Below are 26,255 nucleotides of genomic sequence, written 5' to 3' on the forward strand. Positions count from 1 at the left end.
TCGATCGCTGTAGTTCTGCTCGAATGGCGTGCGTGGTCTTGGCGCTGCCGTGGAGAATTTGGCCCATAGCTCCCTCCGCTGTGTCGGTGACAATTCTACACCATCACATGCTGGGACCAAACACCTAGGCCGCGCACTCATAAATAGGCTAGCTATTTGAATGGATTAGTTATTGAAAGGCCTCGGATTTGGAGGTCTTTGATGTCACGTCGCCACTATGAACTCACAGAACGAGAATGGTCGATTATTGCATCGCTGTTGTCGAGCAAACCTCGTGGCGTTCCACGGGTTGATGATCGCATGGTTCTCAACGGAATCCTGTGGCGCTTCCGCACCGGTCATCATGGTCAGAAATCCCCGAACGCTATGGTATTGCCACGACCTGCTACAACCGTTTCGTTCGCTGGCGTCGTGCCGGTGTCTGGGATCGGCTGCTTGAGGCTGTCTCTGAGGCCCATGATGGCGACATCGTGATGATCGACAGCACCTGTGTTCGTGTTCATCAGCACGGAGCCACAGGAAAAAAGGGGATGCCGACGATGGTGGCATCGGACGTTCCCGTGGCGGCCTCACAAGCAAAATCCACGCGATTGTTGATGCAGAAGGCCGTCCGATCAATCTTTGCCTGACGGGTGGTCAGGCTGCTGACTGCTCTCAGGCCGAGGGCCTCTCATTGAACGCATCAAAGCAGGCGGCACCTGCTTGCGGACAAGGCCTATGATACCGATGCGATCCGGAAGACAACAGCAGAACGAAAAATCTGGGCCAATATTCCTCCCAAATCCAACCGTAAGGACGTCTTTGCGTTCTCGCCATGGGTATATCGCCAGAGAAACCTGGTCGAGCGCTTCTTTAATCGCATCAAACACTATCGTGGCATCGCCACGCGTTACGACAAGAACCCGGACAATTTCCTCGCTGCTGTCAAACTGATCGCTGTCCGCATCTGGTGCATCAGTTTATGAGCCTACGCTCTAACACAGCGCAATGGCATGCGGACCGGGCCGCACGGCGACCGCGAGTAGGTAAATTGGCAAGCAACCTACGTCTCCGCCAGTATGTTGAGGAGCGTTTGGCTGGTAAGGTCGCCAATGGAGACGGCATCGCTTTCGATGGCCCTGTGGTGGTATGGAAGAAGCAGCGAGCGGTTCACCGCCAGAGCCACAGGTGGTCGATGGCCTGGAGCCCCGAGCAAATAGCGCACCGCCTTGTGATTGACTATCCTGAGGATGATACGATGCGGATTAGTCATGAGGCGATTTATCAGGCTCTGTATATTCAGGGACGCGGTGCGTTGCGCCGCGAATTGCCTGCGAAGCGGACGAGCGTTGCGTGTTCCACGCGAACGATCGCGATCCCGGAACAAGTCCTTAATTGGTGATGCTATCATGATCAGCGATCGGCCCGCCGACATCAATGACCGGGCAATTCCGGGGCATTGGAAGGGCGATCTCATTCTGGGGCTTGGTAGTTCGGACATCGGCACACTTGTTGAGCGGAGTTCACGCTTCACAATGCTACTCCACCTGCCACGTATGGAGGGTTATCAGCAGGAGCCAAGAGTTAGGAACAGACCCGCACTCGCAGGGCATGGCGCGGAAGCTGTTTACAAAGCCATTGTTCGTTCCATGGCAAAGCTTCCGGAGCAACTACGTCAATCACTGATTTGGGATCAGGGAGCAGAAATGGCACAACACGCTAAACTGCGTGTTGATGCGGGGTTGAATATCTATTTTTGCGATCCGCAAAGCCCATGGCAACGCGGCTCAAACGAAAATACGAACGGTTTGCTGCGGCAGTATTTTCCCAAAGGAACAGATTTGAGCCGTCACACGGCCCAGGAACTGGATGCCGTAGCCCACTCGCTCAACACCAGACCGCGCAAAACGCTCGGCTGGAAAACACCTGCTGAAGTTCTCGACCAATTTCTGGCAATGCAGTAAAACAGACCTGTTGCGACGACCGATTGAATCTGCCTTGGCTACCCTGGTCCGAATGGTGTAGAAGCGCATCCGGCTTGCCTCTACACCAGATGACCATGAACGTCGCAACACAGCACATGCACACCATAACGACGTATCGTACAGAAAACAGTTCGCCAAACCAATCATCAAAACGACGATCCTGTGCTGATTTCGATCATTTTTGACTTTCGTTGATCGACATAAGTTTACAACCGTACCGTCGTCAAACGGTAGCGGGCTGTAAAACCGTGAACAGCGCCCCACCATCGCGGTCCAGATCCTGAATATCCAGGAGAAGCAAGCCATCGGATTCGGCCACCGCGAGTTCCGTCTTTGTGGCGTTCATTGCGGCTGTAACGGCCTCTTTGTTTCCCCACACTTTTCCACGCCTGATCACATCCGGACCATCTTCAGGGCTAGCGATACTGAATTCAACGCCGCCAACATCAACGCCGTCGCAGATGAGATTTCCGGTTCCATGCAATAATGTAACAGCCATCACTACTCCCTGTTTCTTAATCAAAATCATCCAAGTTTTGCAGCTTGTCAGTTTTCAGAACCATCCTGCTTCGCTTTTAACCGCTCATTCAATAGGAGCTTGAGCCGCGCATTTTCCGCTTCCAGCTCTTCCAGTTCTTCGTCTGTCACCGGTCCGTCTTCAGGCTTGGGATTTGGCCTTTTCGCACGAGGCCGCTTTTGTAGTGATTTGGGAACGGGAGGCGAGGCTAGAATTTCATCTATCCCCTCCTCTTTCCGCTCGGGCTCCACAACAACTGGCCCTTCTTGAAGGACCTCCGGCTCTTCAGCGAACGATAACACCTCAGAAGAAGCGACGGGCTCAACCTTTGGGGCTGCTGCCTTACCATTTCTTTCATCGGGATCTTTGGTCGTAACTTTGATGGATAGTCGCGTTGGCAATATAGGTTCAGGCTGCTCAGAGCTTTCGCCGGCTGCGGGTTCAGCATCTGGCTTTTCGTTCGGCAAAGCCGACCTCTTCCGCGATCGCCAACTCTTCAACCGCGCAACGAGACGTTCCCCCAGTGACTTCATCGTGATCGACCTCCCTATACCTGACGCAACAGTACGCAGAAATGCCGTCAGCTTAAGCCTGACAACACAATAGTTTTGGCAACCATGGGCCCTTACACATGTCACCAGAACGCTTGAACAGATCAGTTATCGAGGCTGGCAGAGCAGTCTTAGCGACCGTTTCTCTATTGCTTTTCCAATCGTCGAAGCATTTTGAGCAACTGTCTGTTCTCCATGCGCAATCTGGCGGCCAGTTCACGTTTCAGATCGGCATTTTCGATTTCCAGAGCTGACAATTCAGCCTGAATATCGGGCTCGGCTGCGATCCGACTTACCGCTTCTCGTTTAACCGGGACTGATTTTTTCTTACGACGTGGAACAGACGGCTTTTTCTCACTGACAACAGAATTTTCCGCCATGTTTGCCGTTTGCAGCTCTTCCGTTGCAAGGGATGCTTCTTCCGGTTTCGAGGCGTCCATGTTGGAAAGTTCTGGCTCGCTCAGAGCCTCTTCAACTTGCTCGGTGACTGGCTCAGCATGCGCCACAACTTTTGTAGTGGCATTCTCAGTTCTGCGTTCAATCGGCTTGGATAGATCAGGCTGGACCCGAACCTCCATTGGAGATTGGGGCGCATCCGCCTCGACTTGTTCGGCGATCGACTTCAAATCCAGATTTCCCCACAAAGACGACGAGCCCTTGCGAGTACGCTTGTTCTTATATTCAACGACAATATTACGGTTTGGATTTTTCATCCGTGAGTAGCTTTCCCGAGGAAATTTGAAGGCACGCTCTACGCGCGTCAAAGGGCTTTTACCAGTAGCTACATATTACGCGTCGGATTTTCAACACTCAACAGAATCTCCGACCTGATCGATATGTCCTGAAAGCAAGTTCATCTCATCTTGAACACATGATGTACACGGCCTTATTGTTACATCAACCATTGACCTGTATTTTTGACGCCTAAATGAATTTCCAAACATCGATCTGGAGAAGCATAACATGGCAGACGAAACCATTGCAGCAGTAAACGAGACACCAGTTGAGGTGAGAAGCGCCGAGCCTGTGGGTGCCACGAAGAAAACCCGTGCACCACGCAAAAAAGCTGAGCCTAGGCCCGCAAAGGCGGCTACAGCACCTGCCGCTAAAACTACCAGGGCCGCATCCAAACCAGTGAAAGCGGCCAAAGCTGCTTCAAAAGCAGAACCCGCTGCAACACCACCGATAGAGCACAAGCGCAACAAGTACACGCCGGCCCAGCGCGCCTCCATCCTCGCTTCTATCGAAAAAGCAACAAAAGGCGGCAAGACCACTCTCAAGGCTGCATTGCAGCAGACTGAAGTGAGTGAGCAGACCTACTACAACTGGAAGAACGCTGCTACAAAGAAAGCGCCCGCGCCGTCGGCAGGGTCGTCCAGCGATGATCTTTCCACCTTGGTTGCACTGGAAGCAGAGAACCTCAAGCTACGCCAAGAACTTGCTGCAAAACTGCGTGCTGAGAACGAAGAATTGCGCAGACGTCTGGGGCGAACCTGAGGCAAACTGCTCCGCAGCATCTGCATCAGGGCGCTGACAAAACAGATGACTTCCCACGTGTAAGTCATCTGTTCGCCTTTCGATGATGAAAATTCGAAGCCTTTGTTCTCTCCTTCCAAAGGCTCTCTAATAAGGCCAAGAGTGAGGATTACCGTTCCCACAACTTCTGGTCTGGATTAGTGCATGACGACCACCAAGCGTCACGGGCAGGATTATGCTGACTGCCAATACCAAGATGGAGTCACATCATGATTTTGGATCCCGCTCAGGCCGAGGCACTCTACAAGGCAATGCACGCCTTGAATGACAGCGGAGGTCAGCTTATTGCGGCTTCCTTTGACGCCTTCACCACCGGTAAGGCGATCATTGATGTTTGCGCCTACACGGACGATCGCATCGAACTGCGGTCAATTGGCGCCAATGTAACTGAAATACATGCTGATCTGTCCGCTTTTGCCGTTGCATATGGTTTACAAACACCGTGAATGCATTTGTGCAGTCACAAGCTACCACTGATCGAGCTCACGTCAACCTATACGCCAAAACGGATGAGAACATGTAATTATTACTCATTCTTTTGGTTGGTCCCTCTTACGGCATTTAATCAGAAAAACTGGGTCTTTGGCATGTGTCTTACTCCCCAAATTAAAACACCCGCCGCAGAAGGAGCGACGGGTGTCTAAGGGAAGACCAGATCCTGGGAGGAAAACGTCTGGTCTCAGATCGCCTAGGAATTGGGAGGAACTGCCTTAGCGATAATCAGAAATCATTAGCGGAGAACAGCCTGACGGGCAATTGATGGAATTTCCGAAGCCATGATGCCCAGATCGTTCAGTTCACGTGCATTCAGGCGGCTCAGTTCGTTGACGGTGTTACGGTAACGGCGCCAGTTGCTATACGAGCGGATCAGGTTCATTTCTCTCTCCTCAAAATTCTCTCTTTGTTACAAACAGCATATAGGTCCGCGCTGTCTGGGACAGAAGCGTCAGTTTCGCATAGCTGACATGCTAATAAGATGGGGTAGCAGCCGAAGTTCCAGATGCACGTAGCAACACCAAGCGAAAGCTCTCGGTTTGGGTTCAATCCTGTTTCTTGACTCGTAAAATGACCGCAACGATTATTTAACCATAATTCGGCGAATACTTATCGAGTTCAATCAGGCTTCCGGTATGTCGCACCTCGTTTCTTTATCCAAATTCACCTTGAGTATTGTTGTATTTTCCGGCCTGCTTGTCGGTTCGGGCAAAGCAGCGACGCTCTTTCTTGAACATGAGATAGCGCAACGATCCTTTGAACAGAACCAACGCTATTCCTCGCCCTTCTCCGCCAATCTGCGTCCAATCAACGGACTGCTTTTGCAGATAAAAGAAATTCGACCGTCCGCGTCAGTGGGATCAGCTGCACCGATCAATGCCGAATTGGACCAGATGACCACCAGCAGCATCAATCGTGCGCAACAAACAGAAAGGGAAGTCTCATCGAACTATACCCCATCCGCCGACGATCTGGCGCCTGCTATTGAAATGCCAAGTGGCGTCGGAGCCAAGGAACAGATTGCCTCGTATCAGATCATGCTGGATAGGGCAGGCGCTTCGCCTGGTGCAATTGATGGACGCTCAGGCAGTAACGTCGACAAGGCTTCTGCAGCTTTTGGGGAAATCACTGGCAGATTTATCAATCCGGCTGATCCGGCTGCAATTCAGGCTGAGCTTGAAAACACCGGTGGACCAGCTTTCAGGGATTACCTCATCACCAATGAGGATGTCGGCAAGCAATTTGTAGCGGAAATACCGACCGACTATGCCTTAAAAGCACAATTGCCAGCAATGGCTTATACCTCGGTCACGGAGATGCTTGGCGAGCGATTTCAAATCGATGAGAGTTTTCTCAAAGAGATCAATCCTGGCGTTAATTTCAATCAGCCGGGTTCGATCATCAAAGTCCCCAATCTGGCCAAAGCCAAACGCACGCCAATTGCCCATATCGTGGCAGACAAACGCCGCAAACAGGTTCGTGGCTATGATACAGCTGGAAAGCTGAAAGTAGCCTACCCGTCCACTATCGGCTCTTCGGACACCCCTTCACCTTCAGGCACGGTCCAGGTCAAACGAATAGCGATCAATCCAAATTATACATACAATCCCAGGATAAACTTTAAACAAGGAGCCAATGAAGGCGTTTTGACCATTCCGCCTGGACCAAACGGTCCTGTCGGAACGGTTTGGATTGCACTTTCCAAACCCACTTATGGTATTCATGGCACCCCTGATCCCTCGCGCATCGGCAAAACATCGAGCCACGGCTGCGTGCGTCTTACAAATTGGGATGCAGAAGAACTCGCGAAAATCGTCAAACCCGGCGTCATGGTGGTGTTCACTGAATGAGTGCAGGTTGCCATATTATTGACGTGTGGAGTGGAAACCAGCCCGTTCTAACCAACCCGATTTTTTACAACAGAACCCCATAGGGGATAGGTCGGCAACGGCGCTTACTGTTTCATTACGCACCGCCAACATCAAAGACAATGTCACTGGACGACAGCTCCGCGAGCGACACATTCTCAACGAGGATTCCGAAATCGTCTGTACCATTGAAGGAGATGTAAACACCGTCTCCCACGTCGCGTGACGCCGCAAGGAAGGTGTCAAAGTCGTCTATTCCTGTAACCCCTTGCGCTGTTTCGGAAAACTCGATTCTGTCGCCGCTTGCACCGTCAAAGTCGAGAATATGGTCAACGCCTTCGCCAGATGGTGGAATCAGGAACCAGGAGAAGGTATCTGCACCGGGGCCGCCAGTAAGTTCATCCGAACCGCCCCCGCCATCGTTCTGAAGCCTGTCATTTCCCTCACCGCCGAAGAGGTGATCGTCTCCACTACCCTCCAAATTACCCTGATCAACGAGCGTATCGTTTCCGCTCCCACCCTCAAGCACATCATTGCCAGAGGATGACGAAAAGAATGCCTCGTTTGCATCGGAACCAAGAAGCAGGTTGTCCTGATTGCCGGCCACATGAGCGGAGATGCCTTCAATATTGATGAAGGTGAGTCCAGTCGTGGTCGTCCCACTCGCCGCATCAAAAATGATCGGGGTCTCCGAATTGCCAAACTCGATCGCAAGTACGTCGTAGCCAGCGCCACCATCTACGAAACAGTCTCGGGAGGCATCAATCCAATCGTCCCCATCGCCGCCACGGATGATGTCATTGCTTCCAAAGCTGGCAAGCCGGTCGTTTCCGTTGCCGCCGTCGAGATAATCGTCCCCATCATAACTGTACAGGACATCATCCCCATCGCCACCAAGGAGTATATCATCACCACCGCCACCCCATAGCCAATCAGCGTCGGGTCCACCTTGGATCAGGTCATCTCCGTCGGCAGCGTCCCCGTTAGCCATGACATGGGAGGCAATCGAGGCGTTACTTGAGCCGGATTTATCAGTGGGCGTATCCTCGGAGGATTGTGGGTAGTCGCCGATATTCACAGAAGTAAGCGGATCGTCTTCTGGAAGTTTCACCACGTTTGCACCCTCCTAGAACGATAGTAATAATTGTAGTGATAGCTATGTTAATATTAGTAAATAGGAAAATATTTCTTCCGTCAACGACGTGAAATAGCACTTAATTTACTTCTATATTTAAATTATTTTTTCTCAGGGACGGAAGTTAAGGTTTGACCTGCTCCCCTGAAATGTCCTCGCAATTTGGTTAATCTGTTCTCCGGAGAAGGAGACAGAACATGAAACGATCCCGCTTCAGCGAAGAACAGATCATCGGAATATTGAAGGAGCATCAGGCTTGGATGTCGGCCGTTGAGCTGTGCCGAAAGCACGGCGTCAGTGATGCGACGTTTTACACGTGGCGCTCGAAGTATGGCGGCATGGAGGTGTCCGATGCCAAGCGCCTGAAGTCTCTTGAAGACGAGAATGCCAAATTGAAGCCTCTTCTGGCTGACGCGATGTTGGACGTATCGGCTCTGAAGGAGATGCTTGGAAAAAACTTCTGAAGCCCGGATCAAGGAGAAACGCCGTGAGCTGGGCTATGGAAGAAAGAGGCTATTCACAACGCCGGGCCTGCGATCTGGCGGGGGATCGATCCTCGCATCTATCGCTATCGTTCGACCCGTGGTGAAGATGATGTCGTGCGGTCCAGGTTGCGCGAACTGGCAAGTGAACGCCGTCGCTTCGGCTATCGCCGTCTGCATATCCTCCTGAAACGGGAAGTGGACTTGCCTCGGAAAAGTGGAGAGGTTTTGATGAGTTGAAAGGAAACCTTTATGACGAAGCGAGTGCCCTTTACGAAGGAATTTGAACGGGAGGCCGTTCGTCTTGCCGAGACGAGCGGTCGGACCCGCAAGGAGCTTGCTGAGGATGTTGGCATCGGCCTGTCGACACTGACACGGTGGATTTCGCGTAATCGGGATGCAACCATTGATGCTCTTGAACTGATTGACGCAAATGAAGATATGGCTGCTGAGCTCAAACGGCTCCGTCGGGAGAATGAGATATTGCGCCAGGAGCGGGATATCCTGAAGAAGGCGACGGTTTTTTCGCCAAGGAGGGAAGTGGTTCTGTTGCAAAAATTCGATTGGGATGGAACGTGGCTTACCGCAGGACGCAATTATGCTGTTAGGTCATGTTGACAAAGTGCGGCAGCCATATTTTGACGGCAGCGATGGCTAGGAATGCCTCGAAAGATTTTCTGGTTTTGTCGTATCGAGTGGCAATGCGACGGAATTGCTTTAATCTATTGAACATCCGCTCGATGCGGTTGCGATCCTTGTAGGCTTGGAAGTCGCAAGCTGGAGGGTTTTTCGGTTCGCTTTGGGCGGAATAACGGGCTTTATGCCACTGCACAAAAGAGCGTCCCGAATGTTATCGCCATCATAGCCTTTATCGGCGAGCAACAGTCTGGGCTTTTTCACAGGAATGGACATCAAGTCTTCAACTGCATTGTAATCCGAAGCTTCTCTCCGCCTGTGAGGATGAAGCTAACAGGGCGTCCCTGACCGTCTGTACGGGCGTGGACTTTTGTCGTAAAGCCGCCGCGTGATCGACCAAAAGCCTCCCTATAAGTCCCCCTTTTGCGCCAGCTGCCTGAGAATGACCACGAACAGTCGTGCTGTCGATCACATGTTGCCAGTCGTCAGTTAAGCCCAGTTCGACAAGGGTTTCCAAAAGCGCATCCCATACGCCTTGTTCTGCCCAGCGTCGAAACCGGACATAAACCGAATTCCATTTGCCGTAGCGTCCATGCATGTCGCGCCACGGGCAGCCAACCCGCAGAACATGAAGCATACCGTTGAGGTACCGGCGGTTATCCAAAGAAGGCCGGGACTTTCGTCCCCGCTCAGCAGGCAACAAGCTCTCAATGAGAATCCATTCCTGCTCGCTTAGATCGCCGCGCGCCATAACTGCCTCATAAAAAGCAGTCTTGAATCACGCTTTAGCTGATTTGGGATTCCACTTTGTCAACACGGCCTAGCCAATCTAACTGATGTGCGGGTTGTAAATAATCTTTTCAAAATCACCTGAAGAATTTGACGAACAAATACTCTATGCAGGAGACGTAAACCTTAAAACGATGCATACCTTTTGAAAAATGGGAGAAATTCACTTTGGCAGTTGGTCGTCAATCCATGCCGCCGCTCAATGCGCTGGTGGTTTTCGACAGCGCGGCCAGACTTGGCAGCTTCTCCCGTGCAGGTCTGGAACTGGGCCTTACCCAGAGCGCCGTGAGCCGACAGATCGGCAAGCTGGAAGCTTTCATTGGTTCAAAGCTCTTCAATCGTCTGCCTGTCGGCGTACAGCTGACCGCTATCGGCGAAAGTTATGCCTCGGAAGTCAGCCGATTGCTTGGCGATCTCAGCGCTGTCACAGATGGCCTTCGGGCGTGGATCGGCCCCCGGCAGATCACCATCGCCTGTTCGCGCGGCATTGCCGACCAGTGGTTTCTCTCGCGCATAGGCAAGTTGAAAGCAGAGATTTCAGGCATCGAAATCCGGTTGCGCGTGACGGATGACGTCGCCCATTTGCGGCTCGATGAGTTCGACCTTGCATTGTTTTATCGCAAAGAACGCCCCATCGGCGTCAATCTGACGGTCCTCGGTCGAGAGGAAGTCGTGCCGGTATCGGCACCGGGTGTGCCCAACATCATGGAGCAGGAAGCGCCAGTGCTGCTCGCTATCGAAGATACGATGCGCGAGTGGCAGGGATGGCCGGAATGGTGGCACGACGCCCGACTGTCGCCGCCGCCCGGCGCGCTGGAATGGCGGCTTGGCGATTACGGCCTTTGCGTCGCCGCGGCAACGCAAGGCATCGGCATCACGCTCGGCTGGACATGGCTGATCAAGGAACAGCTTGCGAGCGGGACTTTGGTGCCTGTACACAGCCATATGATGCGGTCGGACGCCTATTTCTATCTGATGCGACCTGCCGACCGTCACCAGCGCAAAATCGTGCGGGAAGTGGCCGACTGGCTGATTGCAAGCAATGGAACCGATCCTATCACGTAAAGATGATGGGACCGGCGAAACGCATCATTCCTGCGGGAGTGCGGCGCGGCGGCGCGACACCATGCGGAAGCGGATATATCCGAAAACGGTGATGACCAGCCAGGCAACCTGCGAAATAAAGGAGCCGAGGTTGAAATTCCAGGCGAGCGAATAGATCAGGGCGACGCCGCCCAGCACATTCAGCAGCGGAATGACCGGATCGTCGACGGTAAAAATACGCAATTGAATCAGCGCATAGCCAAGAAGGTAAAAGAACGCGCCCACCAAGCCGATAACATCCGGCAAACCCATTTTCGATCTCCAGGATCATCCAAATCTGAAAAAGCAGAGACGGCTTCCCCTACGGAAAGGCGCCCCTGCCGGTACTGTTGGACGCTCCTTTATTCCTGTTCGCACAAATGCCAAGACACACATTTCGCATGGGGGTATGCTTAAAAGTCATACCCAGAAATCCGACATCAACCCTTGAAAATAAGGGCTACAGTAAGCTACCCCACCCGCAAAAGCCGATAAGCTATGACTTAAACACAGGGGTACAGAATGCCTGAGCAAAAAAGCCAGTTTCAATTGACGCGTCGTTCTTTCATGGCGGGCGCAGCCGGCCTCGGTCTGGTGGGCATCACCGGCATGAGCGGCCTGATCACCTCGCCCGCTGCTGCGGCGGGCGATAGCGCGCCAAAGAAAGGCGGAGTGCTCAAGCTCGGCATCGGCGGCGGCAGCACGACCGATAATTTCGACCCGCGCCTTCTGAAAGATTGGGTTCCGGTCAATCAGGCCTACATGCTGATGAACGGCCTTGTCGAAATCGACGCCGACAACAAGGCTGTGCCTGAACTGTTCGAAAGCTGGGAACCGTCAGCCGACGCCAAGGAATGGACCTTCAAGGTTCGTCAGGGTGTGACCTTCCATAATGACAAGACGCTTGACGCCGACGACGTCATCTATTCGATCAACCTGCATCGCGGCGAAACCACATCCGGCGCACGTTCACTGGCATCGGAATTCACCGATGTCGCCAAGGTCGATGCTGGCACGGTCAAGATCACACTGAAGAGCGGCAATGCCGATCTACCTTACATCCTGTCCGATTATCACTTCCTCGTCGTTCCGAAGGACTGGACCGATTTCAACAAGCCGGTGGGCACCGGACCTTTCGTCTTCGAGCGTTTCCAGCCGGGCGTGCGTTCGCGTTTCACGCGCAATGAGAGCTACTGGAAGCCGAACACGGCATGGGTTGATGCAGTTGAAGTCATCGTCATCAACGATGTGTCTGCCCGCACCAACGCCATGATGTCCGGTCAGGTACATGCCATCAACCAGCTCGATTTCAAGACCGTCGATCTGTTGAAGCGCAATCCGAACCTCAACATCGTTCAGTCGTCCGGCGGCCAGCACTTCTCTTTCCTGATGGATTGCACGCAAGCCCCGTTTACCGACAACAATGTCCGTCTCGCCGTCAAGCACGCCATCGACCGCGAACAGATGCTGAAGACCGCCTTGCGCGGCTATGGACGTCTCGGAAACGACAACCCTATCCCGAGCACCGATCCGTTCTTCGACGCCGCACTGCCGCAGCGCGCCTATGATCCGGAAAAGGCCAAGTTCTATCTCAAGCAGGCAGGCATGGATTCGCTGAAAATCCAGCTGTCTGCTTCCGATGCCGCCTTCACGGGCGCTGTCGATGCCGCAGCGATCTTCCGCACCGCCGCCGCCAAGTCGGGCATCGAGATCGATATCAAGCGTGAACCGGCTGACGGATATTGGGATAATGTCTGGATGAAGGCGCCGTTCTGCATGTCTTATCGTGGTGGTCGCCCGACTGCCGATCAGGCCCTGTCGGTCGCCTACGCGTCCAACGCATCGCAAAACGATACGCATTGGAAGAGCGCCGATTTCGACGCCAAGCTGCTTGAAGCCCGTGCGATGCTCGATCAGGCCAAGCGCAAGGAAATCTACGCCGAATTGCAGGCCATGATCAGCAATGATGGCGGTGCGCTTATTCCGATGTTCGGCGACTATCTCGACGCCACCTCCAAGAAGCTCAAGGGCGTGACCACGCATCCGATGTTCAATCTGATGGGTGCGCGCCTTGCCGAAAAAGTCTGGCTGGAAGCATAAATGTTCGTTCTAATCATCAAGCGTGTGGGGCTCGGGCTCCTCACGCTGTTCCTCGTGTCGGCGTTGATTTTCGCCGGCACGCAGATCTTGCCGGGTGACGTGGCGTCCGCCATTCTCGGTCAGAATGCCACGCCGGAAGCGCTTGCGACGCTGCGCGAAAGCCTCGGTCTCAATCAACCGGTCCTCGCACGCTATTTCGCGTGGCTGGCAGGTTTCGTGACCGGCGATCTCGGCACCTCGCTTGCCAATCAGCAACCGGTCGCCGATCTCCTGTGGCCGCGTTTCTGGAATACGATGGCGCTTGCAGCCTTTGCGGCAGTCATCAGCGTCCCGATCGCCATTCTCTTTGGCCTCATTACCGCGGTTAAGCGCGGCGGCATCTTCGACCGCGTTGTGAATATCGTGGCGCTCGCCTTCGTTTCGCTGCCAGAATATTTCCTCGGCCTTTTGCTGATCCTGTTCCTGTCGATCCGCTTCAACCTGCTGCCAAGCCTTGCCGATACCTATGAAGGCATGACGTTCCTTGAATGGATTCAGGCCACTGCCCTGCCCGCACTGACGCTGGTTCTGGTGACCGTTGCGCAGATGATGCGCATGACCCGCACCGCCGTTTTGTCTGTTATGGATCAGGCTTATGTTGAAACCGCCTATCTGAAGGGTCTGCGCACCAAGCGCGTTGTGACCAAGCACGCCTTGCCCAATGCGGCAGCGCCGATTGTCAATGTGGTGGCGTTCAACATCGCTTACCTCATCACCGGCGTGGTGCTGGTCGAAGCTGTCTTCAATTATAACGGCCTTGGCCGCTTCATGGTTGACGCCGTCTCCAAGCGTGACCTTCCGCTCGTGCAGGCTGCGGCCCTCGTCTTCGGTGCGGCCTATGTCATCCTCAATATCATCGCCGATGTCGCTGCCATCGCGCTCAATCCGCGCCTGAGGCACCCACGGTGAAGACAATGAAGAAATCTATTCCCCTGACGGCATGGGTCGGTCTCGCCATCATCACCCTCTGCCTCCTGATGTTCCTGTTTGGCCCAATGATCGCGCCTTATGGTCAGGAAGATATTGTCGGCGCACCATTTGATCCGCCATCGGCCCAGTTCTGGTTCGGTCTCGATCAGAATGGCCGCGATATGCTCTCGCGCCTGCTTTTTGGTGCGCAGATGTCAATCGGCGTCTCGCTGGCTGCATCGCTCCTGTCGTTCAGCGTCGGTGTGCCGCTCGGCTTCCTTGCTGCCATTTTCGGCGGTTGGGTCGATACGGTTCTCTCACGCATTGTCGATACCGTCATGTGCATTCCCGTGCTCATTTCGGCGCTCGTCATTCTACAGGCGCTCGGCTCGTCACTGCCGGTTCTGATCATCACCATCGCATTGCTCGATTCCACCCGTGTGTTCCGCTTGGCGCGTATCGTGGCGCAGGGCGTCAATGTGCTGGAATATGCCGAAACCGCCCGTCTCCGCGGCGAAGGTCTTGGCTGGCTGATCTGGCGTGAAATCCTGCCAAATACGCTGCCGCCGCTGATTGCGGAATTCGGCCTGCGTTTCTGCTTCACCTTCCTCTTCGTTGCCGGCCTGTCGTTCCTTGGCCTTGGCATCCAGCCGCCATTTGCGGATTGGGGCGGCATGGTGAAGGACAACCAGCAGGCTATTCTCTACGGCCTCTACGCACCGCTGTTCCCGGCGGTTGCAATCGCCATCCTCACCGTTGGCGTCAACCTCGTCGTTGACTGGCTTTTGGCCGGACGCACGACCACGCAGGGAGCTGATCGATGAGCAAGGATATCGTTCTTTCAATCTCCGATCTCGTCGTCAAAGCCCCCAATGACGCAACGCTTGTCGATCATGTCAATGTGACGCTTAAGCGTGGTGAAGTGCTTGGTCTTATCGGTGAGTCTGGTGCTGGCAAGTCCACCATTGGACTTGCAGCCATGGGCTATGGTCGCGGCGGTTGTAGAATCGCTGAAGGCACCATTGTCGTTGACGATATTTCGTTGATGGACGGCACCCGCGAAACGCGAGAAAAGGCGCGCGGCGCACGTATCGCCTATGTGGCGCAAAGTGCGGCAGCGTCGTTTAATCCGGCACATCGCATCGGCGATCAGATCATGGAAGGCTCGCTTTATCACGGCCTCATGACCAAAGCCGAAGCCAAAGCATGGATGCTGGAACTACTGCATACATTGCAGCTTCCTGATGCCGACACCTTTGGTGATCGTTATCCGCATCAGGTTTCCGGTGGGCAGTTGCAACGTGCCATGGTTGCTATGGCCATGTCCTGCCGCCCGGATATTCTGGTGCTGGACGAGCCTACAACTGCGCTTGACGTAACAACCCAGATCGAAGTGCTGGCACTGCTGCGCAGCCTGATCCAGCGTTACAACACGGCAGCACTTTACATCACGCATGACCTTGCAGTCGTGGCGCAAATTGCCGACCGCATCATGGTTCTGCGTCATGGCAAGATGGTCGAGCTTGGCTCTGCCGAGCAAATTCTCGAAGCACCAAAGCAGGAATATACCCAGCGTCTGGTGTCTGAGCGTGAAGCCAGCATTTCGGGCGAACAGGCCGAGCACAAGACCGGCGAAATCCTGCTCGAAGTGAAGAGCGCAACCGCCTATTACGGCAAGAAACTCGTTTTGACCGATGTGGGTTGCTATATCCGTCGCGGTGAAACGCTTGCAGTTGTGGGCGAGTCCGGTTCCGGCAAGTCGACGCTTGCGCGCATCATTGCAGGCCTGCCGCCGCACTCAAGCGGCATCATCACGCTTGCCGGGCAGCGGCTGGAAGCGAACTACAAAAAGCGTAGCCGTGAAGAACTGCGCCGCATTCAGCTCGTTTACCAGCTGCCTGACGTGGCGTTGAATCCACGCCAGACCGTTGGTGAAATCATCGGTCGTCCGATGAAGTTCTATTTCGGCATGAATGAGGACCAGCGCGAGATTGAGGTCAAGCGCCTGCTTGAACTCATCGGCCTGCCTGCCGATTTCGCAAGCCGCCTGCCGGGCGCGCTTTCGGGCGGACAGAAACAGCGTGTGTGTATCGCCCGTGCGCTGGCTGCCAAGCCTGATCTCATCATCTGCGATGAAGTTACCTCGGCACTCGACCCGCTTGTCGCGGAGGAAATTCTCAGACTTCTGCGCAAGTTGCAGGACGAATTGCACGTGTCATATCTCTTCATCACCCACGACCTTGGCGTCGTCCGTCGGCTCGCCGACCGCACCATGGTGATGCAGAAGGGCAAGGTGGTCGAAACCGGCACCACGAAGGCAATCTTCGAACCGCCTTACGAGCCCTATACGGAGCAGCTCATCACATCCGTTCCGGAGCTGCGCCGTGACTGGCTGGACGATATCCTGAAAGTACGTGCCGCCAGTTAAACTACCGATGCGGCGCTAATGCCGCACCGGCTCCTCTTTATTGAAATTGGAACCGATCATGACCGTCAATATCACCGAGCATCTGTGGATCACTCTCAAGGATGGCACCCGTCTTGGTGCGCGCCTGTGGCTGCCTGAAGGCGCCGAGGAAAATCCCGTTCCTGCCGTGCTCGAATATATTCCGTACCGCAAGCGCGACGGCACACGTGGCCGCGATGAACCAATGCACGGCTATTTCGCGCAGAACGGCTATGCCGCGATCCGCGTTGACATGCGCGGCACGGGCGAATCCGATGGCCATATGGCCGATGAATATATCCAGCAGGAGCAGGACGATGCGCTGGAAGTCATCGCCTGGATTGCTGAGCAGCCATGGTGCAGCGGCAATGTCGGCATGATGGGCAAGAGCTGGGGCGGCTTCAACGGTCTCCAGGTTGCAGCCTGCCGTCCGCCCGCATTGAAGGCGATCATCACCGCCTATTCGACCGACGACCGTTTCCGCGACGACATCCACTACATGGGCGGCCTGCTGCTCAATGATAATCTGTGGTGGGGCACGATCATGCTCGCCTATCAGTCGCGTCCGCTCGATCCGGCGATTGTGGGCGCTGGCTGGCGCGATGCATGGATTGAACGTCTGGAGCGCCTGCCATTCTTTCCGGCGCTCTGGCTCGAACACCAGCATTACGACGAATATTGGAAGCATGGCTCGGTCTGCGAAGACTGGTCTGCAATCCAGTGCCCGGTTCTCGCCATTGGCGCATGGGCCGACAGCTACACCAATGCCGTTCCGCGCCTGCTTGAAAACCTTCAGGTTCCTGCGCGTGGTATTATCGGCCCATGGGGCCATGTCTATCCGCAGGACGGTCTGCCGGGCCCGGCAATCGGCTTCCTGCAGGAAGCTGTGCGTTGGTGGGACCAGTGGCTCAAGGGCAAAGAGACCGGCATCATGGACGAGCCGAAGCTGCGCGCCTATGTCTGCGATACCATCGAGCCAACCGGCTCGCGTGACTTTACCAACGGTCGCTGGGTTGGCGAACAGAACTGGCCGTCGACCGAAATCACGCCGAAGCCTTTCGCGCTTGGCGCTGACTTCACGCTGGGCAAGGCCGATGCTGCCAAGGGCATATTGTCCATCTCCTCGCCAAGCAGCCATGGCAAGGCCGGTGGCGAATGGATGGCGACAGGTTGCCCCGGCGAACACCCGACCGATCAGCGTCTTGACGATGGCGGTTCGCTCAACTTCGACACCGCTGTTCTCGCCGAAGACCTCGAAATTCTGGGCGCTCCCATTGCTCGCCTGACATTCACCGTCGATCAGCCGGTTGCACAGGTTTCGCTGCGTCTGAGCGATGTTCTGCCCGATGGCCGTATCACCCGCATCAGCTATCAGGTCTTCAACCTCAACCACATCAACGGCCACGATAAGCCGGAAATGCTGGTGCCCGGCAAGACCTATGAGATCGCGATCAAGCTCAACGATAGCGGCTACAGCTTCAAGAAGGGCCACCGCATCCGTCTTTCGGTTGCGACTGGCTACTGGCCGATGGTCTGGCCATCGCCAAACCGCGTGACCCTGACGCTCGACACCGCCACCTCGGTTCTCGACCTGCCTGTGCGCCAGCCTTCTGCCGACGATGCAAAGGTTTCCTTCCAGAAGCCCGCGCATGGTCCTGCAACACCGATGACCCAGCTTGATCCGGGCAGCGTGCGCCGCTGGACCGAACAGGATCACGTTACCGGCGAAACGCTCTATGTGACGGAAGGCATTGGTGGTCTGTTCGGCGAAGGCATTTTGCGCTTTGACGATCTCGGCACGCAATTGAGCCATAGCCTCAAGCGTGAACTGCGCATCAATGACAATGATCCGCTATCGGCATCTTATGTGCTGACACAGGCCTATCAGATGGGCCGCGAAGGCTGGATGATCGATATCGAAAGCACTACGAAAATGCATTCGGACGCCGAGAAATTCTATATTTCCGGCGTGCTGACGGCAAAGGAAAATGGTGAAGCGGTGACAACCCGCGAATGGAACCAGACCATTCCGCGCGATCACCTCTGATAGCCGCGAAAAGCGTCAATCCAATTCGTTGGATTGGCGCCTTCAATCAGTTATACTCAGATATATTCAATAAAATTACGATAATGGAAGTATATATACCCAAGAAACTAATAACATAACACCTTGACTTCTTCGAATTACTGAAGAAAGTTTCATAACTCGCTAAGGATTGCGCTGCTATCTACGAGGCCATGACGTCAGCACATCATTCTGATCCGGAAAAAATTGATAACAGAAACTTATTCTTGTCAGCTATCAGATTAAGTGGTTTCCCCGTCAAGTGGTAAGAACGAAGATCTGGAGCGATCACTGGCTTACGGTCAAAGCCGTTGGTCAGAATGTCAATCGACACGGCTTTGTCGCAAAAGTTGTTTAACCGGCATTTCACGTGTTTAAAGTCGGTACCCCGTCACCGGCAACCTAGTCCGGCTTGGTGGTACCAATGATCTTGAGGAGAAAACATACTCGTGTGTCGCGCAACGCTCTGTCATTCTGGCCTGCTCTTGCGCCAACTGTCGAATTTGCGCTGGTTTTCATCCTTCGTGCAGGGATAAAGTCCAATAATTCCGGCACCGTTTTTCACTTCTTCAAGAACGAAGTCTTCAAAGACTTCCATTCCGATGCATTCATCGGCAATTTCATCGCACAGATGCGCCGGGACGACCATGACACCGTCGGTATCGCCCACCAGCACATCACCCGGAAACACCGCTGCGTCTCCGCAGGAAATCGGAACATTGATGTCGATGGCTTCATGCAGGGTGAGGTTTGTCGGGGCCGATGCTTTGGCGCAGTAAGCGGGCATGTCAAGTTCACCAATGCCCGTCACATCACGAAAACCGCCATCCGAGACAATCCCTGCAGCGCCCCGCAAAGCAAGGCGCGTCACCAGAATGGAACCTGCGGTCGCAGCACGCGCATCCTTGCGCGCATCCATAACCAGCACATAGCCCGGAGGACAGGTTTCGATGGCCACACGCTGTTTGTGATCGGGATTACGGAAGACAGTGATCGGATTGCGGTCTTCGCGCGCTGGAATATAGCGCAGCGTAAAAGCCTGACCGACCATGTTTTCCGGTTTACGAGCGACCTGAAACGAGCCCTGAATGAACTGGTTGCGCAGTCCGCGCTTATAGAGAGCGGTGGCAACAGATGCGGTTGAAACCTTCTTCAATTTGGCGCGTGTTTCGTCGGAGAGAATATAGTCTGACATCGGTCTGCCTCTTAATAAATGACCGGCTCGTCAACCGGACGACCAAAATCGGTTTTCAGGAAATCAAAATCGCAGCCCTTGTCGGCCTGCTCGACATGCTTGGAAAAGACGAAGCCATAGCCACGCTCATACTTGGGTTCCGGCTTTTCCCAAGCTGCACGGCGGGCAGCCAGTTCATCTTGGGAAACAAGCATGTTGAGACTGCGCGCCGGAATATCGAGCTCGACCATATCGCCGGTTTTCAGCAAGGCCAGCGGTCCGCCGATAAAGGATTCCGGTGCCACATGCAGTACACAGGCACCGAAGCTTGTCCCTGACATACGCGCGTCCGAAATTCGCACCATATCCCTGAGACCAAGCCTCAGCAGAGCTTTCGGCATCGGGATCATGCCCCATTCGGGCATTCCGGGCCCGCCCTGCGGACCGGCATTGCGCAGCACAAGAACCGTGTCCGGCGTCAGCGGATAATCAGGATCATCGATAATTTTCTTAAGCTCAGGATAGCTGTCTGCGACCAGCGCCGGGCCTGTATGCCGATGAAATTTGGGATCGCAGGCAGCGGGCTTGATCACTGCGCCATCCGGGCAGAGATTGCCCTTCAAGACGGCCAGTGACCCTTCACGATACACCGGATTGGACAACGGCCTGATAACATCTTCATTATAGATCTGCGCTTGTTCCAGCCCCTCGGTCAGCGGTTTTCCGGTAATGGTAATGGCTGAGGGATCAAGCTTGTCGCCGAGCTGACGCATCAGCGCGCGAATGCCGCCGGCATAATAAAAATCCTCCATCAGATAGGTGGAACCGGAGGGGCGGATATTGGCGATGACAGGTGTTGTTCGTCCGATACGATCAAGGTCATCCAGTTCGAGCGGAACACCTGCCCGTCGCGCCATCGCAATCAGATGAATGATTGCATTGGTGGAGCAACCGGTCGCCATTGCAACAATAACCGAATTCTTCACCGCTGCCGGTGTGATAATCTGGTCTGGTGTCAGATCGTCCCACACCATCTCGACAATGCGGCGACCGCATTGCGTTGACATGCGCTGATGATTGGCATCAGCCGCAGGAATTGATGATGCACCAGGCAGCGACAGCCCCATGGCCTCTGCAATCACTGTCATGGTGGATGCCGTACCCATCGTCATGCAATGGCCGTAGCTGCGGGCAATGCCACCTTCTATGCCCTGCCATTCTTCCTTACCAATGGTGCCTGCGCGACGTTCATCCCAGAACTTGAACATATCCGTGCCAGATCCAAGCGTCTTTCCAGCATAATTGCCACGAAGCATGGGGCCTGCAGGCAGGAAGATGAAGGGATAGCCAGCACTGGTGGCGCCCATAATGAGTGCCGGCGTGGTCTTGTCACAGCCGCCCATCAGGACAGCACCATCAACCGGATGAGAACGCAGAAGCTCTTCCGTCTCCATCGCCAGCATGTTGCGGTAGAGCATGGTTGTTGGCTTCACATAGCTTTCAGAAAGCGACAATGCGGGAAGCTCAAGCGGAAAACCGCCTGCTTGCAGAATGCCGCGCTTCACCCACTCAACACGATCCTTGAAATGCGCATGACAAGGTTGTGCATCCGACCAGGTATTGATGATTGCGATGATTGGCTTGCCCTCCCAATCCACCGGATCATACCCCATCTGCATGGTTCTTGAACGATGGCCGGAAGAACGCTGATCATCTGGCAACATCCAGCGCGCAGAACGCAGATCTTCATATGCTTTTCTGGTCATTTCAGGGCCTTCCCGGTATTTGAGCCGCGCAAATTTCTGCAAATGCCAGGTGCATTGTCTGGCAAAAGATGAGCGGAGAACAGGAGAGCACCCGTCAGCGCTTCTCCAGGATTGAGAACTGTCATGGCTGCATCCTCACCAAGCGTTGGCCTATTGATAACATCCGGCAGGTGACTTACCGGTTCAGCGCAAAAGACTGCGCGATCCTGTGGATTGAAAACATGGAGATGCCGCAACGCGCCCTCGCCTTTAAGCCGGAGGCCAGTTGATGTTTCCGGCCAGCGTATTGTCGCCTCACGGTTCCAGCCTGTGAAACAGCAATTCACCAGCGACAATTTTGACAGAGCAATTGTGTTTCCCGGAGTAAACCAGTCGATAGCTTCGGGGATACCTTGTGGTAATCCGCGTGTATCAAGCTGTGGTGCGCCATTGGATTGAAATTCAAGCGTTGCCTTGTTGGTTTTAGAAAACCACGGATGCAAGCCAATGCCGAACGGCAGAGCGCTGTCGCCTTCATTCTGGATACTCAGCGATATGCGAAAGCCATCAGGCGCAATATCGATGATTTGATCCAGCCTGTATGAGTAGGGATGGTCGGCACTGTGAACCTCATCCCGCACATGCACCCGATTGTCGCTGGTCTCCACAACCTCCCAGCTATGCATCCTCGAAAAGCCATGAATAGCCATGCCTTCCTGTGGCGCATTGATCGGCAGCTGAACAGTTTTTCCTTCAAAAGCGAACCGCCCACCATCTATACGATTGGCAAAAGGTGCCATCACGAAGCACCCTGCTTTCAGGCCCGCTTCGGGTGTTGCGAGTGGCTCAAGTAATTCTACCCATGAGCCATCCGGGTGGTGCCACTCTGCCTCAAGCAGAGTTGCTCCATATTGGGGGGCAAGCCTCAGACGATAATTATAAGCGTTGAGTTCAACAACCATGGGCACCACAGCTTCATTCCTCACGCGAGTAGTCATGGGCGGTGAATGTTCCGCCCTGAAACCTGCGCGATACAGGATCGCCGGTTTCCGCCAGATCGCCGTAGCGGGAAGCATCATCCTGCGGAACATAACCGATCAGCGCTGCATCATCCTTCTCCCACCAGCGCGCGGCATTAGCGGAAACACCCCAGACGATTGCAACGTCTGTTTTTGGGGCTTCAACAGCTGCTATCAGCAGCCGAACCAGATCATCATGCGAAAGCCATGTCGATAAATGCCGCGCTTCTGTTGGCTCTGGCACGCAGGAACCGATACGCAGATGCACGCTTTCAATACCGTGCTTGTCAAACATCATGCGCCCAAGCAGTTCACCATAGGCCTTGGAAAGCCCGTAATAGCCGTCGGGTCTATATGACTCATCCGCGCCAAGCGCCTTGTCGCGAGGATAAAAGCCGATCGTATGGTTGGAGCTAGCGAAAATGACGCGCTGCTTTTCAGCCCTTGCCGCTTCAAAAACATGCGTAACACCAAGCAGATTGGCTTTGGCAACCGCATCATAAGGCTGCTCCACACTGATGCCACCAAAGTGCAGAATCGCATCCATACCACGCACAAGCTCGGTAATGGCACCGGCATCCATCAGATCGGCCTGAATGAACTCGGCATTCTCCGGCATAGCATCGGGAAACGGTGCGATATCGGACAAGCGCAGCCAATAGCCTGCCTGTGTCAGTCTTTTAGCCAGCATACGCCCCAGATTGCCTGACGCGCCGGTGAGAAGCAGACGTTTCATCCGTTCAGACTCCCTTCATTCTGGCAATTTTCGCACCCGCAACAGGCGCCTGCATGAGGTGAATGCCACCTGATTGCGGTGCAGCTTCCAATGTTTCAGATGCTCCTAGGCGATGAGACGTGACGGCAAGAAGCGTAAGATCCGGGCCGCAAAAACATGGCATTGTCGGTGCAGGAACGGGAGCCGCTACGCGATCGAGCAGCTTTCCATTGCGATCAAAGCGGTTGAGGACACCGGCAGAAACTCCGGCACTCCAGTAATTGCCATCACTATCGCAGGCACCACCATCAGGACGCCCCGCCTCTTCATCAAGATCAGCAATGCGGGTACGATTGCTTATCGATCCGGTTTCGACGTCAAAATCATAGCGATCAATCCATGGCCCACGGGAATCTGTATGGAACATCGTTGCAGCATCGGCAGTCCATGCAAGACCGTTGGAAATCTCAAAACCTTCCGCCTTGATTTCGGCTTTGCCGTCAGCAGTCACACGATAGAGTTTTGAAATGGCCTCACGCTGTGGACGCGCATCCATGCTACCGATCCAGAAGGCTCCGTCCGGTCCAATCTTGCCGTCATTCAGGCGCGATGTTTCCGGCTCGTCATAACCATCCCAAAGAGTCTGGCGTTCCAATGTTTCGGGATCAAACAGGATAATCTCGCGCGCAAGCGAAACGACCAGTCGGCCGCTTTCCGCAAGCCCGAGACAAGGAACTGCAGTCTCGAAAGACCATTCGCGCAGCGGCCCTTTATCGAGATCAATCTCATAAACTTTCTGCCCGTTGATATCGCATGCAAACAGCGTTTTACGTCTGTCATCCCAGACAGGGCTTTCAGTGAGTTGTCCGCGCAGATCGGCTATGCAGCGAAAATGGGCCATTACACAGCCCCCGTTTTACGACGGACCACATCGGGGTTTTCAAGAACAAAGTCAGAGAGTTTGAGTCCCAGACCGGCACCTTCAAACGGATAGATCACACCCTTTTCGATGCGTGGCATCACAGTCACCAGATCGCGATACCATGAGGTGTAATAGGCGCGCACAGATTCCTGAAAAATCGCATTGGGTGCATTGAGAGAAAGATGGATCGAGGCTGCGAAAACCACCGGACCAGTACAATCATGCGGCGCTATGGGGCGCTGGAACGCCTCGGCCATGGTTGCAATCTTCTTCGCTTCGGAAAGCCCGCCGCACCATGAAATGTCAAGCATCACATAATCGGATGCATCGGCACGCAGCACATCGAGAAACTGCGCACGAGTTGCCATAGTTTCACTGGCGCAGACGGGAATGCCGGACTGACGCGCATAAACGGCCAGCGCCTGCGGGTTCATCATCTTGATAGGATCTTCCGACCAGAAGGGCCTGAAGGCTTTGAGTTCACGCGCAATCGTCAGTGCTGATGTCAGATCCCACATCGAATGAAACTCGACCATGATTTCCATCTGATCGCCCACCGTATCGCGGATCTGGCGAAATGGAACCAGCGCCTTGTCGAGATCGGTGGCGTGAATGTAATTGCCGCCACTGCTCACCGCAAAGGGGTCGAACGGCCAGATTTTCATGGCCGTAATACCTTCCGACAACAGGCTTTGCGCAAGCGCTCCGGCATCACGATGAAACGCCAGCTGATCTTCGTAAGGGCCTTCCTTTGCGTCATCCTGATCGCCGATATAACGACGGGCGCCGCTCTTGTTATAGGTATAGCCCGCACAGGTATTATAGGTGCGGATCGAGGGACGCGAGAGACCACCAAGCAACTGATGGATCGGCTGATTGGTCAGTTGCCCGAAAATATCCCAAAGCGCGATATCAATGGCCGAAGCCGCACGTATCTCCACACCCGAAGAGCGGAAGCCGACATAAGGCTCCAGCAACAATTTTGAAATGCGTTCAATTTCCAGAGGGTTCTGGCCCACCAATTGCGGAGCGATGTCGCTGTGAATATAGGCAGCAACCGCATTTGCCCCGCGGAACGTTTCGCCCAAGCCGATGATCCCCTCATCGGTATGGACCTGCACCCACAGAATATTGTTGAGGTGCGGCAGTTGTACGGTTTCAATGGCCGTAATTTTCATCATGCACTCCGAATAAATTCTGGCCCAAAATCTTTGGCCCTATCAATGCGCAGACGGCTGGCGACTGCGCGCTACAATCTGCGTTGGGTTGACAAAGCGCAGTGCCAGCAGAAGCCAGACCAATGATGTCACCATGTAGATGACGGCCATTGCATCAATGGACTGAACCGAGCGGACACCTGCCGCAAAGACGGAATAGTAAAGCGCGACCACCAGCGTCTGCGATGTCGGGCCAGCCGTCAGGAAGGTCAGTTCGAACATGGCAACCGTGCGCACCAGCACCAGCAGCATGGCTGCAAGAATGCCCGGGGTGAGCATTGGCAGCAAAACATGCAGAAATAGTTTGAAGGTGCCCGCACCAAAGACCCGCGCTGCTGCTTCAACCTTGGGATCGATCTGCTCGATAAACGGCACCATCACAAGGATGACAAAGGGGACCGTCGGCACAAGATTAGCCAAAACCACACCCCAGAAAGTTCCACCAACGCCAAACTTATAGAGCACTGTCGCGAGCGGAATGCCAAATGTAATGGGCGGAACCAGAAGCGGCAGAAGGAAAATCAGCAGAACGATTTTCTTGCCCGGAAAATCCCGGCGCGCCATTGCATAAGCTGCTGTCACGCCAAGAAATCCCGAAAGGATGACGACGGCAAACACGACCTGGAAAGTGACCAGCAGCACCTGATCAAGCTGAAACTCAGCCCAGGCCGCTGCATACCAGCGTGTGGTAAACGCTTCCGGTAGCCATGTGCCGAGCCAGCGCGTGCCAAAACTGGAAACCACCACGGCCACGATGACCGCCAGAACATTGAGCACAAAGAAGCCGGTCACAAGCCAGACAAGAGTGATCCAGAGCTTGGAAAGAATGGAAGTATCGCGGATCATGA

The 26,255-nt window shown here is 54.4% G+C and carries 24 protein-coding genes and 5 pseudogenes; 13 read left to right on the forward strand and 16 right to left on the reverse strand.

The features are described from left to right. Positions 1–201: 201 nt before the first annotated feature. Together F9K91_RS23085 and F9K91_RS26445 are read left to right on the forward strand one after the other, a co-directional pair. Positions 202–965: pseudogene (locus F9K91_RS23085) on the forward strand (IS5 family transposase). Next, positions 962–1,943 (forward strand): annotated as a pseudogene (locus tag F9K91_RS26445) (IS30 family transposase); the annotation flags it as partial. The pseudogenes F9K91_RS23085 and F9K91_RS26445, both read left to right, overlap by 4 nt. 244 nt (positions 1,944–2,187) lie before the next feature. Here F9K91_RS26445 and F9K91_RS23095 read toward each other — a convergent pair. The 3 genes from F9K91_RS23095 to F9K91_RS23105 form a co-directional block, all read right to left on the reverse strand. Continuing rightward, positions 2,188–2,493: a hypothetical protein gene (locus F9K91_RS23095; RefSeq protein WP_151678835.1), complete on the reverse strand. Its 306-nt coding sequence runs from the start codon at positions 2,491–2,493 to the stop codon at positions 2,188–2,190. A 17-nt stretch (positions 2,494–2,510) separates the two neighbouring features. Beyond that, the gene (locus F9K91_RS23100; protein ID WP_235913393.1) at positions 2,511–2,948 is read right to left on the reverse strand and encodes a hypothetical protein; all 438 of its coding nucleotides are present in this window, start codon (positions 2,946–2,948) and stop codon (positions 2,511–2,513) included. Between the two features lie 230 nt (positions 2,949–3,178). Next, on the reverse strand, positions 3,179–3,745 hold the full coding sequence (locus tag F9K91_RS23105) for a hypothetical protein (protein WP_151678837.1): 567 nt from the start codon (positions 3,743–3,745) through the stop codon (positions 3,179–3,181). 250 nt (positions 3,746–3,995) lie between these two features. On the opposite strand from F9K91_RS23105, the gene F9K91_RS23110 reads away from it, so the two are divergent. After that, the gene (locus F9K91_RS23110; protein WP_151678838.1) at positions 3,996–4,529 is read left to right on the forward strand and encodes a transposase; all 534 of its coding nucleotides are present in this window, start codon (positions 3,996–3,998) and stop codon (positions 4,527–4,529) included. Between the two features lie 248 nt (positions 4,530–4,777). Continuing rightward, entirely contained in the window at positions 4,778–5,014 is a 237-nt protein-coding gene (locus F9K91_RS23115) for a hypothetical protein (RefSeq protein WP_235913395.1), read from the forward strand. Positions 5,015–5,298: 284 nt separating this feature from the next. Here F9K91_RS23115 and F9K91_RS23120 read toward each other — a convergent pair whose 3' ends face one another. Continuing rightward, a complete protein-coding gene (locus F9K91_RS23120; protein WP_151557501.1) occupies positions 5,299–5,445 on the reverse strand; it encodes a DUF1127 domain-containing protein in 147 nt (48 codons plus the stop codon). A 253-nt stretch (positions 5,446–5,698) separates the two neighbouring features. Here F9K91_RS23120 and F9K91_RS23125 point away from each other — a divergent pair, with 253 nt between their 5' ends. Next, positions 5,699–6,913, forward strand: a complete 1,215-nt coding sequence (locus F9K91_RS23125; protein ID WP_235913397.1) for a L,D-transpeptidase — start codon at positions 5,699–5,701, stop codon at positions 6,911–6,913. Between the two features lie 115 nt (positions 6,914–7,028). Here F9K91_RS23125 and F9K91_RS23130 read toward each other — a convergent pair whose 3' ends face one another. Then, positions 7,029–8,045 (reverse strand): calcium-binding protein, encoded by a 1,017-nt coding sequence (locus F9K91_RS23130; RefSeq protein ID WP_151678839.1) that lies wholly within the window; start codon positions 8,043–8,045, stop codon positions 7,029–7,031. A gap of 218 nt (positions 8,046–8,263) precedes the next feature. On the opposite strand from F9K91_RS23130, the pseudogene F9K91_RS23135 reads away from it, so the two are divergent. Both F9K91_RS23135 and F9K91_RS23140 read left to right on the forward strand, forming a co-directional pair. Beyond that, positions 8,264–8,746 (forward strand): annotated as a pseudogene (locus F9K91_RS23135) (transposase); the annotation flags it as partial. A gap of 54 nt (positions 8,747–8,800) precedes the next feature. Further along, a pseudogene (locus F9K91_RS23140) lies at positions 8,801–9,089 on the forward strand (transposase); the annotation flags it as partial. Between the two features lie 63 nt (positions 9,090–9,152). Here the strand turns inward: F9K91_RS23140 and F9K91_RS26600 are convergent. The 3 genes and pseudogenes from F9K91_RS26600 to F9K91_RS26460 all read right to left on the reverse strand — a co-directional run bounded on the left by F9K91_RS26600 (position 9,153) and on the right by F9K91_RS26460 (position 9,935). After that, positions 9,153–9,380 carry a transposase gene (locus tag F9K91_RS26600; RefSeq protein ID WP_268891699.1) on the reverse strand — a complete coding sequence of 76 codons (228 nt, stop codon included), beginning with the start codon at positions 9,378–9,380 and terminating at the stop codon, positions 9,153–9,155. Between the two features lie 2 nt (positions 9,381–9,382). Beyond that, a pseudogene (locus F9K91_RS26605) lies at positions 9,383–9,460 on the reverse strand (IS5 family transposase); the annotation flags it as partial. A 7-nt stretch (positions 9,461–9,467) separates the two neighbouring features. Beyond that, positions 9,468–9,935 (reverse strand): IS5 family transposase, encoded by a 468-nt coding sequence (locus F9K91_RS26460; RefSeq protein ID WP_235913403.1) that lies wholly within the window; start codon positions 9,933–9,935, stop codon positions 9,468–9,470. A gap of 206 nt (positions 9,936–10,141) precedes the next feature. Here F9K91_RS26460 and F9K91_RS23150 point away from each other — a divergent pair, with 206 nt between their 5' ends. Further along, complete coding sequence (locus tag F9K91_RS23150) at positions 10,142–11,038, forward strand: LysR family transcriptional regulator (RefSeq protein ID WP_151557507.1); 897 nt, start codon at positions 10,142–10,144, stop codon at positions 11,036–11,038. A gap of 24 nt (positions 11,039–11,062) precedes the next feature. Here the strand turns inward: F9K91_RS23150 and F9K91_RS23155 are convergent, their stop codons facing one another. Then, complete coding sequence (locus F9K91_RS23155; protein WP_061348194.1) at positions 11,063–11,329, reverse strand: CBU_0592 family membrane protein; 267 nt, start codon at positions 11,327–11,329, stop codon at positions 11,063–11,065. A 249-nt stretch (positions 11,330–11,578) separates the two neighbouring features. Between F9K91_RS23155 and F9K91_RS23160 the strand changes: the two genes are divergently transcribed. From F9K91_RS23160 to F9K91_RS23180, 5 genes are read left to right on the forward strand one after another with little or no spacing between them, the layout of a single operon-like run. After that, complete coding sequence (locus F9K91_RS23160) at positions 11,579–13,156, forward strand: ABC transporter substrate-binding protein (protein ID WP_151678841.1); 1,578 nt, start codon at positions 11,579–11,581, stop codon at positions 13,154–13,156. Continuing rightward, the gene (locus F9K91_RS23165; RefSeq protein ID WP_078338919.1) at positions 13,157–14,104 is read left to right on the forward strand and encodes an ABC transporter permease; all 948 of its coding nucleotides are present in this window, start codon (positions 13,157–13,159) and stop codon (positions 14,102–14,104) included. Positions 14,105–14,109: 5 nt separating this feature from the next. Beyond that, positions 14,110–14,928 carry an ABC transporter permease gene (locus F9K91_RS23170; protein ID WP_167522265.1) on the forward strand — a complete coding sequence of 273 codons (819 nt, stop codon included), beginning with the start codon at positions 14,110–14,112 and terminating at the stop codon, positions 14,926–14,928. Further along, the gene (locus F9K91_RS23175) at positions 14,925–16,532 is read left to right on the forward strand and encodes an ABC transporter ATP-binding protein (RefSeq protein ID WP_151678843.1); all 1,608 of its coding nucleotides are present in this window, start codon (positions 14,925–14,927) and stop codon (positions 16,530–16,532) included. The genes F9K91_RS23170 and F9K91_RS23175 overlap by 4 nt, the downstream gene beginning before the upstream one ends. A gap of 58 nt (positions 16,533–16,590) precedes the next feature. Continuing rightward, positions 16,591–18,597, forward strand: coding sequence for a CocE/NonD family hydrolase (locus tag F9K91_RS23180; protein WP_151678844.1), 2,007 nt, complete (start codon positions 16,591–16,593; stop codon positions 18,595–18,597). Between the two features lie 487 nt (positions 18,598–19,084). Here F9K91_RS23180 and F9K91_RS23185 read toward each other — a convergent pair whose 3' ends face one another. Genes F9K91_RS23185 through F9K91_RS23215 form a run of 7 tightly spaced genes read right to left on the reverse strand, consistent with a single transcriptional unit; the run spans position 19,085 to position 26,253 of the window. After that, on the reverse strand, positions 19,085–19,810 hold the full coding sequence (locus F9K91_RS23185; RefSeq protein ID WP_151678845.1) for a ribonuclease activity regulator RraA: 726 nt from the start codon (positions 19,808–19,810) through the stop codon (positions 19,085–19,087). An 11-nt stretch (positions 19,811–19,821) separates the two neighbouring features. Further along, on the reverse strand, positions 19,822–21,555 hold the full coding sequence (araD, locus tag F9K91_RS23190) for an L-arabinonate dehydratase (RefSeq protein WP_151678846.1): 1,734 nt from the start codon (positions 21,553–21,555) through the stop codon (positions 19,822–19,824). Continuing rightward, positions 21,552–22,496 carry an aldose epimerase family protein gene (locus F9K91_RS23195; RefSeq protein WP_167522266.1) on the reverse strand — a complete coding sequence of 315 codons (945 nt, stop codon included), beginning with the start codon at positions 22,494–22,496 and terminating at the stop codon, positions 21,552–21,554. The genes araD and F9K91_RS23195 overlap by 4 nt, the downstream gene beginning before the upstream one ends. A gap of 13 nt (positions 22,497–22,509) precedes the next feature. Then, positions 22,510–23,289: an NAD-dependent epimerase/dehydratase family protein gene (locus tag F9K91_RS23200; RefSeq protein ID WP_151557523.1), complete on the reverse strand. Its 780-nt coding sequence runs from the start codon at positions 23,287–23,289 to the stop codon at positions 22,510–22,512. Positions 23,290–23,293: 4 nt separating this feature from the next. After that, positions 23,294–24,169, reverse strand: a complete 876-nt coding sequence (locus F9K91_RS23205; protein ID WP_151678848.1) for an SMP-30/gluconolactonase/LRE family protein — start codon at positions 24,167–24,169, stop codon at positions 23,294–23,296. After that, positions 24,169–25,368 (reverse strand): mandelate racemase/muconate lactonizing enzyme family protein, encoded by a 1,200-nt coding sequence (locus F9K91_RS23210; RefSeq protein WP_151678860.1) that lies wholly within the window; start codon positions 25,366–25,368, stop codon positions 24,169–24,171. The genes F9K91_RS23205 and F9K91_RS23210 overlap by 1 nt, the downstream gene beginning before the upstream one ends. A gap of 42 nt (positions 25,369–25,410) precedes the next feature. Further along, positions 25,411–26,253, reverse strand: a complete 843-nt coding sequence (locus F9K91_RS23215; protein WP_061348206.1) for an ABC transporter permease — start codon at positions 26,251–26,253, stop codon at positions 25,411–25,413. Positions 26,254–26,255 lie beyond the last annotated feature (2 nt).

Origin of the sequence: Brucella tritici (assembly GCF_008932295.1) — a bacterium.
Lineage (GTDB): Bacteria > Pseudomonadota > Alphaproteobacteria > Rhizobiales > Rhizobiaceae > Brucella > Brucella tritici.

Bases quoted from the DNA above. Each gene is read 5' to 3' on its own strand.
- F9K91_RS23210 (WP_151678860.1), bottom strand. From the start codon at position 25,368: ATGAAAATTACGGCCATTGAAACCGTACAACTGCCGCACCTCAACAAT.
- F9K91_RS23205 (WP_151678848.1), bottom strand. From the start codon at position 24,169: ATGGCCCATTTTCGCTGCATAGCCGATCTGCGCGGACAACTCACTGAA.
- F9K91_RS23095 (WP_151678835.1), bottom strand. From the start codon at position 2,493: ATGATTTTGATTAAGAAACAGGGAGTAGTGATGGCTGTTACATTATTG.
- F9K91_RS23105 (WP_151678837.1), bottom strand. From the start codon at position 3,745: ATGAAAAATCCAAACCGTAATATTGTCGTTGAATATAAGAACAAGCGT.
- F9K91_RS23170 (WP_167522265.1), top strand. From the start codon at position 14,110: ATGAAGAAATCTATTCCCCTGACGGCATGGGTCGGTCTCGCCATCATC.
- F9K91_RS23175 (WP_151678843.1), top strand. From the start codon at position 14,925: ATGAGCAAGGATATCGTTCTTTCAATCTCCGATCTCGTCGTCAAAGCC.
- F9K91_RS26460 (WP_235913403.1), bottom strand. From the start codon at position 9,935: ATGGCGCGCGGCGATCTAAGCGAGCAGGAATGGATTCTCATTGAGAGC.
- F9K91_RS23215 (WP_061348206.1), bottom strand. From the start codon at position 26,253: ATGATCCGCGATACTTCCATTCTTTCCAAGCTCTGGATCACTCTTGTC.
- F9K91_RS23160 (WP_151678841.1), top strand. From the start codon at position 11,579: ATGCCTGAGCAAAAAAGCCAGTTTCAATTGACGCGTCGTTCTTTCATG.
- F9K91_RS23155 (WP_061348194.1), bottom strand. From the start codon at position 11,329: ATGGGTTTGCCGGATGTTATCGGCTTGGTGGGCGCGTTCTTTTACCTT.
- F9K91_RS23185 (WP_151678845.1), bottom strand. From the start codon at position 19,810: ATGTCAGACTATATTCTCTCCGACGAAACACGCGCCAAATTGAAGAAG.
- F9K91_RS23195 (WP_167522266.1), bottom strand. From the start codon at position 22,496: ATGGTTGTTGAACTCAACGCTTATAATTATCGTCTGAGGCTTGCCCCC.
- F9K91_RS23115 (WP_235913395.1), top strand. From the start codon at position 4,778: ATGATTTTGGATCCCGCTCAGGCCGAGGCACTCTACAAGGCAATGCAC.
- F9K91_RS23165 (WP_078338919.1), top strand. From the start codon at position 13,157: ATGTTCGTTCTAATCATCAAGCGTGTGGGGCTCGGGCTCCTCACGCTG.
- F9K91_RS23120 (WP_151557501.1), bottom strand. From the start codon at position 5,445: ATGAACCTGATCCGCTCGTATAGCAACTGGCGCCGTTACCGTAACACC.
- araD (WP_151678846.1), bottom strand. From the start codon at position 21,555: ATGACCAGAAAAGCATATGAAGATCTGCGTTCTGCGCGCTGGATGTTG.
- F9K91_RS23110 (WP_151678838.1), top strand. From the start codon at position 3,996: ATGGCAGACGAAACCATTGCAGCAGTAAACGAGACACCAGTTGAGGTG.
- F9K91_RS23200 (WP_151557523.1), bottom strand. From the start codon at position 23,289: ATGAAACGTCTGCTTCTCACCGGCGCGTCAGGCAATCTGGGGCGTATG.
- F9K91_RS23125 (WP_235913397.1), top strand. From the start codon at position 5,699: ATGTCGCACCTCGTTTCTTTATCCAAATTCACCTTGAGTATTGTTGTA.
- F9K91_RS23180 (WP_151678844.1), top strand. From the start codon at position 16,591: ATGACCGTCAATATCACCGAGCATCTGTGGATCACTCTCAAGGATGGC.